An 18,431-nucleotide genomic window follows, 5' to 3' on the forward strand; every position below is an offset into this window, starting at 1 on the left:
CGCCCGGTCGTCCAGGGAGGCGGCGAGGGGACGGACGGTAACCTTGACGGGTCGAGCCCTACCCGCCCACCCAAGACTGGATGAACGACGATGCATCGGTACAGGTCCCACACCTGCGGCGAGCTCCGCGCTTCTGACGTCGGCACCGACGTCCGGCTCAGCGGCTGGCTGCACAATCGGCGCGACCTGGGCGGCATCCTCTTCATCGATCTGCGCGACCACTACGGGATCACGCAGCTCGTCGCCCGGCCCGGCACCCCCGCGTACGAGGCCCTCGACAAGCAGACCAAGGAGTCCGTCGTCCGCGTGGACGGCAAGGTCGTCTCGCGCGGCGCCGAGAACGTCAACGCGGACCTGCCGACCGGCGAGGTCGAGGTCGAGGTCTCCGAGGTCGAGGTGCTGGGCGCCGCCGGCCCGCTGCCCTTCACCATCAACACGGACGACGGCGTCAACGAGGAGCGCCGCCTGGAGTACCGCTTCCTCGACCTGCGCCGCGAGCGCATGCACCGCAACATCATGCTGCGCACGGCCGTGATCTCCGCGATCCGGCAGAAGATGGTCGCCCTCGGCTTCAACGAGATGGCCACGCCGATCCTCACCGCGACCTCCCCCGAGGGCGCCCGCGACTTCGTCGTGCCCTCCCGCCTCAACCCGGGCAAGTTCTACGCGCTGCCGCAGGCGCCGCAGCAGTTCAAGCAGCTGCTCATGGTCTCCGGCTTCGACCGCTACTTCCAGATCGCGCCCTGCTTCCGCGACGAGGACGCCCGCGCCGACCGCTCGCCGGGCGAGTTCTACCAGCTCGACGTGGAGATGTCCTTCGTCGAGCAGGAGGACGTCTTCCAGCCGATCGAGAAGCTCATGACCGAGCTGTTCGAGGAGTTCGGCGGCGGTCGCCACGTCACGTCGCCGTTCCCGCGGATCCCGTTCCGCGAGGCGATGCTGAAGTACGGCTCCGACAAGCCGGACCTGCGCGCCCGGCTGGAGCTCGTCGACCTCACGGACGTCTTCGCGGACTCCGGGTTCAAGGCGTTCGCCGGCAAGCACGTCCGCGCCCTGCCGGTCCCGGCCGTGCAGGACCAGCCGCGCAAGTTCTTCGACTCGATGGGCGACTTCGCCGTCGAGCACGGCGCGAAGGGCCTCGCCTGGATCCGCGTCGGCGAGGACATGACGCTCAGCGGCCCGATCGCGAAGTTCCTCACCGAGGAGGACGTGAAGACGCTCGTCGACCGCCTCGGCCTGAAGCCCGGCCACGCCGTGTTCTTCGGCGCCGGCGAGTTCGACGAGGTCTCCAAGATCATGGGCGCCGTGCGCGTCGAAGCCGCCAAGCGCGCCGGCCACTTCGAGGAGAACGTCTTCCGCTTCTGCTGGATCGTCGACTTCCCGATGTACGAGAAGGACGAGGAGACCGGCAAGATCGACTTCTCGCACAACCCCTTCTCGATGCCCCAGGGCGGCATGAAGGACCTGGAGGAGAAGGACCCGCTCGACATCCTGGCCTGGCAGTACGACATCGTCTGCAACGGCGTCGAGCTCTCCTCCGGCGCGATCCGGAACCACGAGCCGGAGATCATGATCAAGGCGTTCGAGATCGCCGGGTACGACCGCGAGACCGTCGAGCAGGAGTTCGCGGGCATGCTCCGCGCGTTCCGCTTCGGCGCCCCGCCGCACGGCGGCATCGCCCCCGGTGTCGACCGCATCGTCATGCTGCTGGCCGACGAGCCGAACATCCGCGAGACGATCGCCTTCCCGCTCAACGGCAACGCCCAGGACCTGATGATGGGCGCCCCGACGGAGCTGGACGAGGCGCGCCTGCGGGAGCTGAACATCGCGCTGCGCAAGCCGGTGTCGGACAAGTAGGCACGGCGCGGACGGGCTGAAGGCCCCGGGACCCCACGGTCCCGGGGCCTTTCCCGTGCCCGGCCCGCCGGGGTCCGGCGCTGACTTCCCTCTTGTACGGGCTGTCTCTGCCACGCTGACCGGCCCGTGCCGAGGGCGTGCGAAAGCTGGGGGAGCACGTCAGTAGTACATCCACTCAAATCGTATTGTCCGATTAAATCCCTCTTCACTCGTTCGGGTGACTGCTTCCCTCGTGCACCCTTTCCTACCGTGGCGGAACCGCCCATCGGGCTCGAGTCCGGGAGGAAGCATGCAATCCGTCCGCACCCGTTCCGCCGCCGTCGTCGCGGCCCTCCTCCTCTGCCTGGCCGCCGTGCTCGCCACGCAGAGCCACACCACCCCAGCCGCCGCCCAGGGCCCCGACGGGGGCGTCGCGCACCTGCAGCAGGGCAACGTGAACCTACAGCCGACCGCGTCGGGCACCTGGGTCAACACGTCCCTGCGGGTCACGTTGCCCCGGCCCGGAACGTACCTCCTGGACGCGGACGTCCGCGGGCGCATCGCGGCCGACGACCGCCTCCTCGCGTCCATCCAGGCCCGGCTCTGGAACGTCACCGAGAACGAGGCGGTGCCGCTGAGCGAGCGCCTGGTCACCCACATGAACATCCCCGCCCTGGGCATCGTCGCCAAGCAGTCGACGGCGCCGATCAGCGAGCGCATCACGGTGACCGAGGAGACCACGATCCGACTGCAGGTGAGGCGGGTCAACAGCGTCGGCGAGACGATCCGGGCCGACATCTTCTCGGACGGCTCCGGCCGCACGGCGCTCCGCTACCAGCGAGTCTGACCCCCGGTGGTCCCCGATCGCGGGGGACGACCCGCGGCCCCGGGTTCCCGGCCCTCCGGAGCCCGGGGCCGCGGCCGTCCCGGGCGGCCCCGCGCCGCGGGAACCCGACCGGGCGGGGTCGCGCGTACGGGGGCGTTCTACGGGCAGGGGCGTTCTGGGCGGGGCCCGCCGTGGGAGCTGTGAAGGGGAGGCCCCTCGCGGCCTCCGAAGCCGCCACCACCGAAAGGCCCGACATGCCCGTCCTGCGACGCCCCCGCCGCCGCCTCCTCGCCGCGACGCTGCTGCTCGCGCTCCTGCCGCTGTCCGCCTGCGCCGCCGGCGGCGACGGCGCCGGAGCCGGCGGTCGCGACAGGGGTCCCGGCGCGGCCACCGCCACCCGGAGCCAGGAGGGCCACGCGCCCCCGCGCGCCGTGCCCGGACCGCCCGCCGCGCCCGCCAGCATCCCCGGCCTCGGCCCGGCCACCCGCGCCGCCATCCCGCACGACAGCCGCCAGGCCCTCGTCGTCCAGGGCCACGGCCGGGACGTGAACACGGGCACGGCCACCCTGTACGAACGCCGCCCCGGCACCGGCTGGACCGCCGTCTCCGAACCGTGGCCCGCGCACAACGGCGTGCGGGGCTGGACCGACCACCACGTCCAGGACGACCTGCGCTCCCCGATCGGCGTCTTCGACCTCACCGACGCGGGCGGCCTCCTCCCGGACCCGGGCGCGAAGCTCCCGTACGACCAGAACGCCGATTTCACCGCCACCGGCAGCGGCTCCCTGGGCGAACCGCTGGAGGGGTCGTTCGACTACGTCGTCGCCATCAACTACAACCGCGTCTCCGGTACGACCCCCCTCGACCTGACCCGCCCGCTCGGCGAGGAGCGCGGCGGCGGCATCTGGATCCACGTCGACCACGACGGGCCCACGCAGGGCTGCGTGTCGCTGGGCCGCGCCCACATGCGGGAGCTGCTGAGGTGGCTGGACCCGGCGCACAAGCCGGTGGTGGTGATGGGCGACGTGCAGAGCCTGGGCCTCTGATCAGGGCACCGGCGCCCGTTCCGGGGCGCCGCCCGGACCACCGGGCCGGGCACCCCCGCCGACGACCGTCCCCCGGTCCGCGTCCCGCCTCCGCTGCCCGCTCCGGTCCCCGTCCTGGTCCCCGCTCCGGCCCCTACTCCGGTCCCCGCTCCGGTCCCCGTCTCGGTCGGCGGCGGCGCGTCCCCACGCCGTACCGCCCAGGACCAGCACGACGCCCGCGAACCCCAGCCAGTCCGGCCGGTCGCCCGCCAGCGCGATGCCGACCACGGCCGCCCACACCGGCTCCGTACCGAGCAGGAGGCTCACCCGCGACGGGGACGTGCGCCGTACGGCCCACATCTGGACGAAGAACGCGAACAGTGTGCAGAACACCGACAGGTACAGCAGCCCCAGCCACTCGCCCGCCCCGAACCCGGAGGCCACCGCCCACGGCGCGCCGCCCCCGCCGGATCCCACCGCCAGCAGCGCGAACACCAACACCGCCCCGCCCAACTGGACGGTCGTCAGCGACAGGGAGTCCGCGCCCCGCACCGACCCCATCCGCGCCATCGCCAGCACGTGCGCCGTACGGGCCACGGCGGCGCCCAGCATCAGCAGGTCCCCGCCGGACGGGGCGCTGAACCCGGCGCCCTGCGTCAGCAGCACCACCCCGAGCACCGACGTCCCGGCCGCCGCCGCGAACGCCCCGGACAGTCGGGTCCGGCGCACCAGGCTCTCCGCGACCGGGGTGAGGACCATGGTGAGGCTGATGATCAGCCCGGCGTTGGTCGCGGAGGTGTGGACGACGCCGTACGTCTCCAGGACGAAGATCCCCGCGAGGATCACCCCCAGCACCCCGGCCCCCCGCACCTGCGCCCGGCTCATCCCCCGCAGCCTCCGCCACCCGGCGACGACCAGCACGGGCACCACGACCGCGAACCGCAGCACGAGCACGGCGAGCACCGTCCCGGCGGTGGTGATCCCCTTGGCGGCCAGGTAACTGGACCCCCACACGACGGCGACCAGCAGTACGGGCAGGTCGGTCAGCCAGGGCCGGCGGGCGACGGCAGCGGACACGGGAGGCTCCTCGGCGGCGGTATGGGCGCACGGGCACGCGGGGGTCGGGCCGGGGACCTCGTCGTCGCCGGACGGTCACCGGACGGCCGCGCCGCGCCCCGACCGGGTGGCCGCCGGGCGGGTCGTACCGCCGAACGATCGTCCCGCAGCCAGCCGGTCGCCGGTCGGGTGGGTGGTGCCTGCCGTGCGGTGGGCGGGTGGTCGTCGGGCGGGTGGTGCCGTGGCGGGGTGGCCGCCGGACGGTCACCGGGCGGGTCGTGCCGTGGCGGAGTGGCCGCCGGGCGAGCCGTGCCGCGCCGCCGTCGGGCGGGTCGCCCCGCCGTCGGGCGGGTGGTGTCCCTGTCGGACGGTCACGGCCGTCTCGCCGTCGGGCGGGTGGGTGCCGGACGCACGGGACCGCCGCCCCGCGGGTGGGGCGGCGGTCCTCGCGGAGAGCCGTCAGGCGTCCTTCTTGGGCTCCTCCAGGCGCGGGAACAGGACCGCGCCCTTCGTCACCGTCGCGCCGGGCGGGAGCTGACCCCACCTGCCGGCATCGGCGAGCGGCTGGTCGGCGAGGGCGCCCAGGGCGGGCTCCGCGCCGAGGGACTCCCACAGCTTCCCGGACGTCTCCGGCATCACCGGGTTCAGCAGGACGGCCACCGCGCGGAGCGACTCGGCCGCCGTGTACAGGATCGTCGCCAGGCGGGCACGGCCCTCCGGCGACGTGTCCTTCGCGACCTTCCAGGGCTCCTGCTCCGTGATGTAGCCGTTGACCTGCTTCACGAAGTCGAAGACCGCCAGGATGCCGCCCTGGAAGTCCAGCTCCTCGCCGATCTTCCGGTCGGCCTCCGCGACCGCCTTCGCCAGGCCGTCCCGGACGGCCCACTCGGCGTCACCGGCGGCCGTGGCCTCCGGCAGGGCGCCGTCGAAGTACTTGCCGACCATCGCCGCGACGCGCGAGGCGAGGTTGCCGTAGTCGTTGGCCAGCTCGGAGGTGTAGCGGGCGGTGAAGTCCTCCCACGAGAACGAGCCGTCGCTGCCGAACGCGATCGCCCGCAGGAAGTACCAGCGGTAGGCGTCCACGCCGAAGTGCGAGGTCAGGTCCTGCGGCTTGATGCCGGTCAGGTTCGACTTCGACATCTTCTCGCCGCCGACCATCAGCCAGCCGTTCGCCGCGACCTTCCCCGGCAGGGGCAGGCCCTGCGCCATCAGCATCGCGGGCCAGATCACCGCGTGGAAGCGCAGGATGTCCTTGCCGACCAGGTGCACGTCGGCGGGGAACGTCGACTCGAACTTCGCCTGGTCGGAGCCGTAGCCGACGGCCGTCGCGTAGTTCAGGAGCGCGTCCACCCACACGTAGATGACGTGCTTCTCGTCCCACGGGATCGGGATGCCCCAGTCGAAGGTCGAGCGGGAGATCGACAGGTCCTGGAGGCCCTGCTTGACGAAGTTCACGACCTCGTTGCGGGCCGACTCGGGCTGGATGAAGCCCGGGTTCGCCTCGTAGAACTCCAGGAGCTTCGGGCCGTACGCGGAGAGCTTGAAGAAGTAGTTCTCCTCCTTGAGGATCTCCACCGGCTTCTTGTGGATCGGGCAGAGCTTCGTGCCCTGCTCGTCCTCGATCAGGTCGCCGGGGAGCTTGTACTCCTCGCAGCCCACGCAGTACGGGCCCTCGTAGCCGCCCTTGTAGATCTCGCCCTTGTCGTACAGGTCCTGCACGAACTCCTGGACGCGGTCCGTGTGCCGCTTCTCCGTGGTGCGGATGAAGTCGTCGTTCGCGATGTCCAGGTGCTGCCAGAGGGGCTTCCACGCCTCCTCGACGAGCTTGTCGCACCACTCCTGGGGGGTGACCCCGTTCGCGTCGGCCGTGCGCATGATCTTCTGACCGTGCTCGTCCGTGCCGGTGAGGTACCACACCTTCTCGCCGCGCTGACGGTGCCAGCGCGTGAGCACGTCGCCTGCGACGGTCGTGTAGGCGTGGCCCAGGTGAGGAGCGTCGTTGACGTAGTAAATGGGGGTCGATACGTAGAAGGCCTTCACGCCTTCGTCCCCCTGCTTCTCGGATCCAGTGGCCGCCATGGTCGAAATCCTATCGGTCGGCCGAAGCCCCCCTCACCTCCATTCGCCTCCGCCCGCCTCCGGGGCGCGGCGGTCCGGGTCGGCCCGGACGGGGACGGGCCGCCGTCCCCCGAGCCGCTCGCCGCCCTCGCGGGTCCTGGCGGGAGCGGTGGGCCCGGCGGGGCCGGTGGGGCCGGTGAGCCCGGTGGGATCGGCGGGGGCCCGGTCGTGACGGTGGACCCGGCCCCCGCGCCGGCGGCGGCGCCTCGGACCGGCCGGGGGCGGGACGGCCGGGGTCAGGCCGGCCAGGAGGCGAGGAGCTCGCGGTAGAAGCGGGCGTGCGGGACGTCCCGGGGGGCGGGGCCGGCGTGGAAGAAGGCGGCGTTGTCGACGTCCAGCTTGCGCAGGTAGTCGAACGCCTTGGCGTCCTCCTCGCCGAACGCGACGAACTGCCAGAACACCGGCCGCCCGGTCGCGGCGGCCTCCGCGAGGGCCTGCGTGGCGGCGGTCTTCGACTCGGGGGCGCCGTCCGTCTGGAAGATCACCAGCGCGGGGCGGCCGGGGTCGGCCTTCTCGTGGTGGGAGAGCACCTCTCGGACGGCGCGGTCGTAGTTGGTGCGACCCATGCGTCCGAGGCCGTCGTGCAGGGTGTCGATCCGTCCCTCGACGTTGTCGAGGGTGACGTCGCCGGTGCCGTCGACCTCGGTGGAGAAGAACACGACGGGCACGGTCGCGTTCTCGTCGAGGTGCGCGGCGAGGGCGAGCGCCTGCTCGCCGAGGTGCTGGGCGCTGCCGTCCTTGTAGTACGGGCGCATGGACCCCGACCGGTCGAGCACGAGGTACACGGTGGCCCGCTTCCCGGCGAGGCCCCGCTTGCGCAGCGCGGCGCCGGCGGCCTTGTACGCCTCGACGACGTTCTCGGGCGCCACGGCCTTGACCCGCCGCAGCGCGACGGCGGGCTCACCGCTCTTGGCCTCCGGGGCCTCCGCTTCCGGGGCCTCGGCTTCTGGAGCCTTGGCTTCTGAAGCCTTGGCCTCCGGGGCCTTGGTCTCAGGGGTCTTCGTTTCCGAGGCGCCGGCTTCCGGGGTCCCGCCGCCCGGGGCCTCCGGAGCGGCTCCACCGTCCGGGCCGGTGGTGACCGCACCGGTGGCGGTGTCCGTCTCCGTGGTGTCCGTGGTGTCCGCGTCAGCGGTGTCCGTCTCGGTGGTGTCCGTGGTGTCCGCGGCGGGGGCGTTCCCGGTCTCGGGCTCCTGCGGCGCGTCGACGGCCCCGGCTTCCGGGGCGGTCGTGTCCGGTGCTGCTTCCACGGAGTCGGCGGCCGTACCGTCCGCGTCGGAGGCCGTCGTGGCACCGGGCTCCTGCGGTGCGGTGTCGGTGGTGGGTTCGACGGTGTCCACGGCGGCGGGTTCAGCCACCGTTTCGGCGGATTCCACCGGGGGCTGCTCGGCTGTCGTGGCCTCGGGCTCGGAGGTGGCGGCAGTGTCCGCGCTGTCCGCGTCGGGGGCGTCCTCGGGCCGGGGCTCTTGCGGTGCGGTGTCGGCGGTGGGTTCGGCGGTCTCCACGGCGGCGGGCTCGGCCACCGGGGTGGTGGTGTCCACCGGGGGCTGCTCGGCTGTCGTGGCCTCGGGCTCGGGCTCGGCGGCGGCGTCCGGCCGGTCCGCGTCCAGGGCGTCCACGGCCTCGGGCGCATGCGCGGTCGGCTCCACGGCAGTCGGCTCCGAGGCGGTCGGCTCCGCAGCGGCCGTGGCCACGGGGTCCGGGTCCGAGGCGGCCGTGGCCACGGGGTCCGGGTCCGAGGCGACCGGCTTCGTGGTGGCCGGATCCGCAGTGGCCGGGGGCTCGGCGGCCGGGGGTTCCGAGGAATCGGCCCGGGCCGTCGGGATCGTGGGCTTCGGGTTGTCGAAGGAGGCCGCCACCAGCTCCGCCGCGACCTCCTCCGGGGTCGGGGCCTGCCGTTCCGCCTGGGACGGGACCGTCGCCGGCGGCTCGTCCCCGGGCACCGTGCGTTCCGCCTGGGGCGGGACGGAGGGAGTGTCCGTCGACTCGTCGCGCTCCGCGTCGCGGTCGCGTCCGAACACCTTGCGCAGCAAGCTCCGAATGCCCATGAGCCGTGGCCTTTCGCATAGAGGGTGCCGTATATGTCCGTACTGCTGGGAATACCTAGGAATCATCCCTGGCCAGGGCGGACACGTAAGGTTAGCCGCCCGGAGTGGCGTGTACCGGTGCCGTCCATTCGCGTCAAGACCGCCTTTGACGCCCCCCATTCACCACGCGTTCACTCCCGCGCCGCCGCCCTGCTCGGGGGCCCGCCTAACGTCGCCGCCGGACGATCACGACACGACGTCGGCGCGGTGCGCGCCGAAGGAGGAACACCGTGCGCAAGCTGCTGCCGCTGCTCACCACGACCCCGCACGCCGGCGGCCGGTCCGCCCTGACCTGCCGCTACCGCTGCGGCGACGCCTGCTTCCACGAGGTGCCCAACACCAGCGACAACGAGTACGTCGGCGACGTCATCGCCGGTGCCCTCTCCCGCCGTTCGGTGATGCGCGCCGCCGCCGTGGTGACCGTCGCCACCGCCGCGGGTGGCGCCGTCCTCGGCTCGGGCGCCCAGGAGGCCCACGCCGCGCAGGCGGCGGCGCACCGCACCGGTACGCCGTCGGGTGCGCGCGGCCTGCGCTTCACGCCCGTCGCGCCGAACACCGCCGACAAGGTCACCGTCCCGCGCGGCTACACCCAGAACGTCGTCATCCGCTGGGGCGAGCCGATCCTGCGCGGCGCGCCGGCCTTCGACCCGGACCGGCAGACCGCCAAGGCGCAGGCGGGGCAGTTCGGTTACAACAACGACTTCCTCTCCCTGCTGCCCCTGCGGGGCGAGCCGGGCCGCCAGGTCCTCGTCGCGAACCACGAGTACACCGACGAGGTCCTGATGTTCCGCGGGTACGACCCGGAGAACCCGACCCGCGAGCAGGTCGAGATCGCCTGGGCCGCGCACGGCCTGTCCGTCGTCGTCGTGCAGGAGGAGCACCGCACCGGCCGGTTGACCCCGGTCACCCGGCACCCGCTCAACCGCCGCCTCACCGCGACCAGCGTGTTCGAGCTGACCGGCCCGGCCGCCGGCAGCGACCTGCTGAAGACGTCCGCCGACCCGTCGGGCCGCAAGGTCCTCGGCACGCTGAACAACTGCGCCGGCGGCACCACCCCGTGGGGCACCACCCTCCACGGCGAGGAGAACTTCAACCAGTACTTCGCGAACGGCTCCTCCGCCACCGACAAGCGCTACGGCCTCGTCTCCGGCGCCACCGAGCGCAAGTGGGAGCGGTTCGACAAGCGCTTCGACGCGAAGCAGGAGCCCAACGAGTCGCACCGCTTCGGTTGGGTCGTCGAACTCGACCCGTACGACTCCGACTCCACGCCCCGCAAGCGCACCGCGCTCGGCCGGTTCAAGCACGAGGCCGCGCAGCCCCGGCTCACCGACGACGGCCGCCCGGTCGTGTACATGGGCGACGACGAGCGCTTCGACTACTTCTACAAGTTCGTCTCGTCCAAGCGGATGATGAAGGGCTCCTCCCGCGCCGCCCGCGCGCACAACCTGACCCTCCTCGACGAGGGCACCCTGTACGTCGCGAAGCTGACCGGCGACTCGCCCGCCGCCGAGTTCGACGGCACCGGCAAGCTCCCGAACGACGGCGAGTTCGACGGTTCCGGCGTGTGGATCCCGCTGGCCACGGGCGACGTGTCGCACGTCCCCGGCATGACCGCCGAGGAGGTGTACGTCTTCACGCGGCTCGCCGCGGACAAGGTCGGCGCCACCAAGATGGACCGCCCCGAGGACGTCGAGCCGTCGCCCCGCACGGGCCGCGTGTACGTCGCCCTGACCAACAACTCGCAGCGCGGCACGGACGGGAAGCCCGGCGTCGACGAGGCGAACCCGCGCGCGAGGAACAAGCACGGCCAGATCCTGGAGCTGGCCGAGCACTGGGACGACCCGGCGTCGGACGGCTTCGCGTGGCGGCTGTTCCTCGTCGCGGGCGACCCGGACGACCCGTCGACGTACTTCGCCGGGTACCCGAAGGAGAAGGTGTCGCCGATCTCCTGCCCCGACAACGTCGCCTTCGACGCGTACGGCAACCTGTGGATCTCCACGGACGGTAACGCGCTCGGCACCCACGACGGCCTGTTCGGCGTGGCCACGCACGGCGAGCGGCGCGGTGAGCTGAAGCAGTTCCTGACCGTCCCGGTGGGCGCTGAGACGTGCGGGCCGGTCATCCAGAACCGCCGGGTGCTCGTCGCCGTGCAGCACCCGGGCGAGGTCGACGGCGCGTCCGTCGAGAAGCCGGCCTCGTCGTGGCCCGACGGCCCGGGCCGGCTGGTCCGCCCGTCCGTCGTCGCCGTCTACCGCGAGGACGGCCGCCCGATCGGCGTCTGACCGCGACCTCCGGCTGGCGCCCGACGGCGCCCCGTGGCGCCCGACGGCGGCCGGCCGGTGCCCGGCGACGGCCGGGGCCGCGACCGGGCGGGCGTCCCCACGGAGCCGGACGCCCGCCCCCCGCGGCGGCCCCCGGGCCGGGACCGGACCCGGACCTGAACCCCGGGCGGGACCCGAACCCCGGCCGGGACCCGGAACACCAGGCCCGGACCTGGGCTACCGGGCCCGGACCCGGACCCCCGGGCCGGGACCGTACGGCAGCCGGACCGGCCCGGGGCGGGGCTTCACGGGGTGGCGCGGGCCTGTGCGCGCCACCTCGTGAACTGCTCCGCCGGATCGCCCGTGTACGACCACGGGACCCGTGACACCCGCGCCCCCAGCAGCCCGAACAGGTCGTTCGCCACCTCCAGCCGCCCCGCGTAGCACGCCGCGTGCGTCAGGTAGTTCAGCAGCTCCACCTCCTCCGGCCGGACCGGCCCCGGCGCGCGGTCGCCGATCCAGCGCTCCCAGGTGCGCCGTACCTCCACCACCGCCAGCTCGTGCTTCCAGTGCTGGTCGAAGCCCCGCACCGAGCCCGGCCCCCGGCCCCGCCCCAGCGCCCCGTCGACCACGTACCGGTACTCCTCGACGCGGGCGATCTGCACCAGCACCGGCAGCGGGCAGCCGGGGGGCGCCGCGCCGGCCGCGTCCCGCGCGAAGTCGTACATCGAGCCGTGCGTGCCGTGCCACCGCGCCGACCAGTAGCGCAGCAGTTGCACGTGGCCCTCCGCGTTGTGCGGGTCGCGCCGGCGCAGCTCGTCCCACCAGCGGCGCAGCTCCGCCCGGCACACCCCGCCCTCGTACAGCCGGGCCACCGTCAACAGCGACACCCACGGCATCGGGTCCGCGGGCCGGGCGTCCGCCGCGGACAGGCAGGCCAGGACCGTGGAATCGAGCCGGGCCCGGTCCACGGAGCGGCTGCGGCCCGCCGCGATCGCCGCGTCGAAGACCCGTACCACCTCGGTCGCGGCCCGCAGCACCGCCGCGTCCGGGTCGTCGGGCTCGGCGGCCCGCCAGCACTCGACGACCGACGTGCCGGCCGCCGCGTGGGCGAGGAGCCGGATGCGGTGGGTGCGCCGCGGCCAGTCGTCCCCGGTGGCGCGCAGCAGGTCCCGTACGCCCTGCCAGCGGCCGATGGCGATGTCGTGGCGCACGTCGCCGAGCGCCTCGTCCCCGAAGTACGGGTCCGGCTCGGGGACGAAACGGTTCTCGCGCGCGGCGCGGGCCGCGCGGCCCATGAGCCCGACGCGTCTCGTGACGCGCCCGTGCCGGAACTTCCCGGCGCCCGCGTTCCGGTCCGGGCGTCCCCCTCCGGTGGCGCGGTGACGTGCGGCCATGCCTTCTCCCCCGTTCGCGTGGTCGGTCGCGTGGTCAGAAGTCGGTCGCCAGGTCCTCGTCGGCGGCCGGCCGGTGCTGCCGCGGTACGTCGCCGTGCGGCACGTCCGCCTCCGCCGCCAGGTTCCGTACCGCGTCCAGCTTCGCCGGACGGTAGTACGAACTGCCCCGCCGCCAATACCAGATCATCGGAATGAGTCCTGTCGCGAGCCCTCCGAGGCCGATGACGAGCGACGCGGTGGACAGCTCCGCCAGCGACTCGTAGAAGATCCACAGCATGAACGCGGCCCCCGCCAGCGGCCACACCCCGCCCAGCAGGAACTCCCGCACCGACGACAGCAGTACGCGACGGTACGCGACGACGGCGGCGATCCCGGCGAGGCCGTAGTAGAACGCGACCTGCAAGCCCATCGCGCCGACCGCGCCGGACAGGACGTCGCCGACCGAGCCGAGCGCGTTCGACGCGACGAACAGCGCCAGCGCGACCCCGCCGACGACGGCGACGGCCACCCACGGGGTGTTCCAGCGGCGGTGCACCAGCCCGAACGCGGCCGGCACCGTACGGTCCCGGCCCATCGCGAACAGCGTCCGCGTCACCTGGATCAGCGTCGTCTCCAGCGTCGCGACGGTCGACAGCATCACCGCCACGACCAGCAACTTCCCGCCGATCCCCGGCCAGACCGCGTCGCCGAGCAGGGCGAGGGTGCCGATGTCGCCGCGCGTGCTGATCCCCTCCGTCGTCAGGACGACGTTGACCGCGACGGTGAACGCCTCGAACAGCAGGAAGACGATCCCCACCCCGACGAGCGCCGACAGCCCGGCCGTGCGCCGGCCGTCGCGCGTCTCCTCGCTGAGGTTGCCGGTGACGTCCCAGCCCCAGTAGGAGAACGCCGCTATCAGCGCGCCCGTCGCGAAGCCCGACACCCCGTCGAAGTGCCCGAACCCCAGCCACGACCAGTCGAACGCGGCCGCCGCGCCGCCGTGCGCCACCGCGCCGAGCACGAACAGCAGGAGGAGCACCAGCTCGACCCCGGTGATGACCAGTTGCGTCCGTACGGACAGCCGCACCCCGCCCAGCACCACCAGCAGCATCACCACGAACCAGCCCGCCCCGACCGCCGTCGCCGACCACGTGTCCTTCGCCGCCTCCGGGGCGAACAGGGCCAGCGTCAGCGCCCCCGCCGGCAGCGTCCCCGCCACCATGAACAGCGTCGCCGACACGACCAGCGCCCACCCGCACAGGAAGCCGAGGAACGGGTGCAGGGTCCGCCCCACCCACGAGTAGGCGGCGCCCGCGTTCGCGTCGAGCCGCCCGAGCCTCCCGTAGGCCAGCACGATGCCCAGCACGGGCAGCGCGCAGTACAGCAGCGCGGCGGGGGCGGCGAGCCCGACGGCCCCGACGAGCACGGCGGTCGTCGCCGCCAGCGAGTAGGCGGGGGCGCTTCCCGCGACCGCCATCACGACGGTGTCGAACGTGCCCAGCGCGTTGGGCCGGAGCCCTCTGCCGGAAGAGTTGCGCATGCCGAACGTCCTTGTCTGGCAGGGGAAATGGCGCGGGGACAGCCGCATCGTAATCTCGCTCCCGGAGCCCGGAGCCCGGAGCCCGGAGCCCGGAGCCCGGAGCCCGGAGCCCGGAGCCCGGAGCCCGGAGCCCGGTCACCGGACCCGGCCGGTACGCGGATGCCGTGGGCCGCACCACCGCGGGGCCGCCCGGACTCCCCGCGGAACCACGGAACGCCCCGGGGGCGGGGAACACCGGGCTCCCTCCGGAGGGCGAAGGCCCCCCGCCGAACCCCGGACCGGTCCGTGGACTTCCGGCCCGGCCCGTGGTCCGGTGTGCTGCCGGGCCCTTCACGGCCCCCCGCCGCCCACCCGCCCTCCGACCGGCCGGTAGGGTTCCGGCCCGTGAGCAGGCCCGCGAGCAGTCCAGCGCCCCGTCCGGCCGGCGGCCCGACAGGCGGCCCCGCCGGCGGCCAGGACGACCCCCGCCCCGACCACGGCACCCGCCCCGGAACCGGAACCGGCCTCCGTCCCGACCACGGCACCCGCCCCGACGGCACCGGCAACCGCCCCGGAACCGGGACCGACCCCCGCCCCGGCACCGGCACCGACCCCGGAATCCACTTCGGCCCCGGCACCGGCACCGGCCCCGGCACCGGCACCGACCCCGGCACCGGCACCGACGCCGGCACCCGCCCCCGACCCGGCACCGTCGCCGTCGTCGGCATCGGCGCCGACGGTTGGGCCGGCCTGCCCGAGCCGTCCCGCGCGGCCCTCCGCGCCGCCGACGTGGTCATCGGCGGCGGCGCCCGCCAGTTGGACCTCCTCCCGGCCGAGGTGACCGCCGAGCGCGTGCCGTGGCCCAGCCCCCTCCGTCTCGCCGTCCCCACCCTCCTCGCGGCGCACGCCGACCGGGCCGTCGCGGTCCTGGCCAGCGGCGACCCCCTGTTCCACGGCGTCGGGCGCGCCCTCGCGGAGGTCCTCGGACCGGACCGGTTGCGCGTCCTGCCGCACCCGTCCTCCGTCGCGTACGCCTGCGCCCGCCTGGGCTGGCCGCAGGAGGACACCGAGACGGTCACCCTCGTCGGCCGCCCCCTCGACACCCTGACCGCCGCCCTCCACGACGGCCGCCGCCTGATCGTGCTCAGCGCCGGCGCGGCGACCCCCGCCGAGGTGGCCGCCCTGCTGCGCGCCCGCGGCTACGGCCCGAGCCGCCTGCGGGTCCTGGAGCAGCTCGGCCACCCGGACCGCGAGCGCGCCCTGCACGGCACCGCCGACGACTGGCCGCACCCGCCGGGCGACCCCCTGAACCTCGTCGCCGTCGAGTGCGTCCGCGCCCCCGGCGCCCCGCGCCTCGGCGCCGTACCGGGCCTTCCCGACGAGGCGTACGAGCACGACGGGCAGCTCACCAAGCGCCACGTCCGCGCCGCGACGCTCGCCGCGCTGGCACCCGCGCCGGGCGAGCTGCTGTGGGACGTCGGCGGCGGCTCCGGCTCCATCGGCATCGAGTGGATGCGCGTCCACCGCACGTGCCGCGCGATCACCGTCGAGCGGGACCCGGCGCGTGCGGAGCGGATCGCCCGCAACGCCGCCGCCCTCGGCGTGCCCGGCCTGCGCGTGGTCACCGCCGCCGCGCCGGACGGCCTCGCGGGCCTCGACGCGCCGGACGCCGTCTTCGTCGGCGGCGGCCTCACCGCGCCCGGCCTGCTCGACGCGTGTTGGGCGGCGCTGCGCCCCGGCGGACGCCTCGTCGCGAACACGGTGACGCTGGAGTCGGAGGCGCTCCTCGCGGAGCGGTACCGGCGGTACGGCGGCGAACTCGTACGGCTGGCGGTCGCCCACGCCGTGCCGGTGGGCGGCTTCACCGGCTGGCGACAGGCGATGCCGGTCACGCAGTGGTCCGTAACGAAGGCGGGAGCAGAGGAACAATGACGGTCTACTTCATCGGCGCGGGCCCCGGTGCCGCCGACCTGATCACGGTGCGGGGCGCCCGCACCCTCGCCTCCTGCCGGGTGTGCCTGTACGCCGGCTCGTTGGTGCCGAAGGATCTGCTCGCCGAGTGCCCGCCGGACGCGCGCCTCGTCGACACGGCCCGCATGGACCTGGACGCCATCACGGAGGAGCTGGTCCGCGCCCACGAGGCCGGCCACGACGTGGCCCGGCTGCACTCCGGCGACCCGTCCGTGTTCAGCGCGGTCGCGGAGCAGATGCGGCGCCTCGACGCGGCCGGGGTGCCGTACGAGGTGGTCCCCGGCGTCCCGGCGTTCGCCGCGGCGGCGGCGGCGCTGAAGCGGGAGCTGACCGTGCCGACCGTCGGGCAGACCGTCATCCTCACGCGCGTCGCGCAGCAGGCCACGCCCATGCCCGAGGGCGAGGACCTGGCGACCCTCGGCCGCAGCGGCGCCCTGCTGGTGCTGCACCTGGCGGCCCGGTACGTCGACCGCGTCGTCGCCGAACTCGTCCCGCACTACGGCGAGGACTGCCCGGCCGCCGTCGTCGCGATGGCGAGCCGCCCCGACGAGCTGGTGCTGCGCGGCACCCTCGCGGACATCGCCGGGCAGACGAAGGCCGCGGGCGTCACGCGCACGGCGGTGATCCTCGTCGGCCGCACCCTCGCGGCGACGCAGTTCCGCGACAGCCACCTGTACTCCCCGGAGCGGGACCGGCACGTCTGCGACTGATGAGAATCCCCACACGGGAAATCGGAGGTGAGGGGGCAACTGTGTCGATTGCCCGACTTCGCCCGGTGGTGGAGAGGTTCGTTGCGTGACCGGGCGGGCCGGGGCGGGACCGTCCGCCTTCGCCGTGACGGAAACCGCTCCCTACGATCGACCGATCATCGACGTGCTCCGACGCGTTCACGACGTCCGCTCCCGAGAAAGAGCATCCGTGAAGAACAGACGTACTCTCGCAACGGCCGTCGCCGCTGCCGTCACCGCGCCCGTACTCCTCCTCGCCGCGGGCCCCGCGTCCGCCGCGACCGTGACCCCGCCGCCCACGCCCCCGGCCGTGTCGGCGTCCCCGTCCCCGTCGCCCGGCACCCTCGCGAAGGGCCCGTCCATCGAGGACCTGGAGAAGGCCGTCGAGGAGGCCCGCAAGGCGTACGAGGCGGCCGTGGCCGCCAAGCAGGCCGCCTACGAGGAGCTGAAGGAGGACCTCTACGACAGCGACCTGCCGGAAGCCGTCGCGTACGCCACCGCCCAGAAGGAAGCCGCCGCCGCCACCGCCGCGCACACCGCCGCCGTGAAGGCCCTGGACGAGGCCAAGGCGAAGCTGGCCGGGCTGGACGGCACCGCGACGCCCGAGGACCGGAAGGCCGCCGAAAAGGTCGTCCAGGACGCGCAGGCCGTCGCCGACGCCGCCGCGACCGAGAAGGCCGCCGCCGACAAGAAGTTGGCCGACGCCGGCGAGGCCTACACCGACGCGCGCGTCGCCGCCGTGCGGGCGTACAGCCTGCTGCAGGAAGCCGTGGAGAAGGCCCGCGCCGAGCTCGCCGCCGCCGAGAAGGCGCTCGCGGACGCGAAGGAGGCGGGCAAGGACGACGACAACGGCATGTGCGCCCGAGACGACGCCCTCGTCGCCGAGCTGACCGGCCTGCCGGAGAAGGTCACCGCCGGGACCGCCGTCGACCTCACCGTCCGCGTCACCAACAACACGGACGAGAAGGTGGACCGCGCGTACGGGCAGGTCACCCTGGCGCCCGGCGGCAAGAACCTCGTCGACCTCTTCAAGCCCCAGTACGCGACGGCCGCCTCCTCGAAGTGGCGCGACTGGAGCTCCTGGGGGATCGGCGTCAACGTCGGCGCGCTGGAGCCCGGCGCCCACGCGGACCTGAAGCTGCGGCTGAACCCCGCCGCCTCGCTCAAGGACTGGTCGGGCCGGGTCGAGGTGTACGGCTGGTACGAGCGCGGCGACGACTGCGGCGCCAACACCACGCTCAAGGCCCACAAGTTCCAGGTCGTCGCGGCCACCGGCGCCAGCCCGTCGCCGGGCCCGTCCGCGCAGGGCGGCGGCACGACCACCCCGGTCGGGACGGCCACGCCGACCACCACGGCCACCACCACGACGACGGGCGGGACGCTCGCGAAGACCGGCTCCTCCGACTCCCTGGACGGCCTCGCCCTCGCGGGCGGCGCCGCCGTGGCGCTCGGCGCGGGCGCGGTGTTCGCCGTCCGCCGCCGCCGTACGACGGACGCCTGACACCCCGTACCACCGCGAAGGCCCCGGCCGCCCCGACCCCCGGGTCGTCGCCGCCGGGGCCTTCGGCGCACCGAACCGCGCGCCGTCCACCACCCCCGCCCCTGCCGTACGCCCCCGCGCCCCCCTTCCG

11 protein-coding genes and 1 pseudogene are annotated in these 18,431 nt (G+C 74.2%); 7 read left to right on the forward strand and 5 right to left on the reverse strand.

Annotation, left to right across the window (positions count from 1 at the left end; translation table 11 throughout):
• The first annotated feature begins 90 nt into the window (after nucleotides 1–90).
• The 3 genes from aspS (at nucleotide 91) to AC07D6_RS16165 (ending at nucleotide 3,708) form a co-directional block, all read left to right on the forward strand.
• A complete protein-coding gene (gene aspS / locus AC07D6_RS16155) occupies nucleotides 91–1,857 on the forward strand; it encodes an aspartate--tRNA ligase (RefSeq protein WP_315879333.1) in 1,767 nt (588 codons plus the stop codon).
• A gap of 289 nt (nucleotides 1,858–2,146) precedes the next feature.
• Nucleotides 2,147–2,683, forward strand: a complete 537-nt coding sequence (locus tag AC07D6_RS16160; protein WP_315879334.1) for a hypothetical protein — start codon at nucleotides 2,147–2,149, stop codon at nucleotides 2,681–2,683.
• A gap of 233 nt (nucleotides 2,684–2,916) precedes the next feature.
• Complete coding sequence (locus AC07D6_RS16165) at nucleotides 2,917–3,708, forward strand: L,D-transpeptidase family protein (RefSeq protein ID WP_479044871.1); 792 nt, start codon at nucleotides 2,917–2,919, stop codon at nucleotides 3,706–3,708.
• 165 nt (nucleotides 3,709–3,873) lie between these two features.
• Here AC07D6_RS16165 and AC07D6_RS16170 read toward each other — a convergent pair.
• From AC07D6_RS16170 to AC07D6_RS16180, 3 genes and pseudogenes are all read right to left on the reverse strand, one after another.
• Nucleotides 3,874–4,764: pseudogene (locus AC07D6_RS16170) on the reverse strand (DMT family transporter); the annotation flags it as partial.
• A gap of 438 nt (nucleotides 4,765–5,202) precedes the next feature.
• Nucleotides 5,203–6,822: a methionine--tRNA ligase gene (gene metG, locus AC07D6_RS16175; RefSeq protein WP_479044873.1), complete on the reverse strand. Its 1,620-nt coding sequence runs from the start codon at nucleotides 6,820–6,822 to the stop codon at nucleotides 5,203–5,205.
• Between the two features lie 275 nt (nucleotides 6,823–7,097).
• Nucleotides 7,098–8,906 carry a VWA domain-containing protein gene (locus AC07D6_RS16180; RefSeq protein WP_479044875.1) on the reverse strand — a complete coding sequence of 603 codons (1,809 nt, stop codon included), beginning with the start codon at nucleotides 8,904–8,906 and terminating at the stop codon, nucleotides 7,098–7,100.
• A gap of 269 nt (nucleotides 8,907–9,175) precedes the next feature.
• On the opposite strand from AC07D6_RS16180, the gene AC07D6_RS16185 reads away from it, so the two are divergent.
• Entirely contained in the window at nucleotides 9,176–11,227 is a 2,052-nt protein-coding gene (locus AC07D6_RS16185) for a PhoX family protein (protein ID WP_479044877.1), read from the forward strand.
• 284 nt (nucleotides 11,228–11,511) lie between these two features.
• Here AC07D6_RS16185 and AC07D6_RS16190 read toward each other — a convergent pair whose 3' ends face one another.
• Nucleotides 11,512–12,504 (reverse strand): hypothetical protein, encoded by a 993-nt coding sequence (locus AC07D6_RS16190; protein WP_315879404.1) that lies wholly within the window; start codon nucleotides 12,502–12,504, stop codon nucleotides 11,512–11,514.
• Between the two features lie 133 nt (nucleotides 12,505–12,637).
• The gene (locus tag AC07D6_RS16195) at nucleotides 12,638–14,122 is read right to left on the reverse strand and encodes an APC family permease (RefSeq protein WP_479044879.1); all 1,485 of its coding nucleotides are present in this window, start codon (nucleotides 14,120–14,122) and stop codon (nucleotides 12,638–12,640) included.
• Between the two features lie 705 nt (nucleotides 14,123–14,827).
• On the opposite strand from AC07D6_RS16195, the gene cbiE reads away from it, so the two are divergent.
• The 3 genes from cbiE (at nucleotide 14,828) to AC07D6_RS16210 (ending at nucleotide 18,301) form a co-directional block, all read left to right on the forward strand.
• On the forward strand, nucleotides 14,828–16,033 hold the full coding sequence (gene cbiE / locus AC07D6_RS16200) for a precorrin-6y C5,15-methyltransferase (decarboxylating) subunit CbiE (protein WP_479044973.1): 1,206 nt from the start codon (nucleotides 14,828–14,830) through the stop codon (nucleotides 16,031–16,033).
• On the forward strand, nucleotides 16,030–16,782 hold the full coding sequence (cobM, locus tag AC07D6_RS16205) for a precorrin-4 C(11)-methyltransferase (protein ID WP_479044880.1): 753 nt from the start codon (nucleotides 16,030–16,032) through the stop codon (nucleotides 16,780–16,782). The genes cbiE and cobM overlap by 4 nt, the downstream gene beginning before the upstream one ends.
• A gap of 208 nt (nucleotides 16,783–16,990) precedes the next feature.
• Nucleotides 16,991–18,301: an LPXTG cell wall anchor domain-containing protein gene (locus AC07D6_RS16210; protein ID WP_479044882.1), complete on the forward strand. Its 1,311-nt coding sequence runs from the start codon at nucleotides 16,991–16,993 to the stop codon at nucleotides 18,299–18,301.
• Nucleotides 18,302–18,431 lie beyond the last annotated feature (130 nt).

Source organism: Streptomyces sp. NPDC045287 (genome assembly GCF_056432325.1).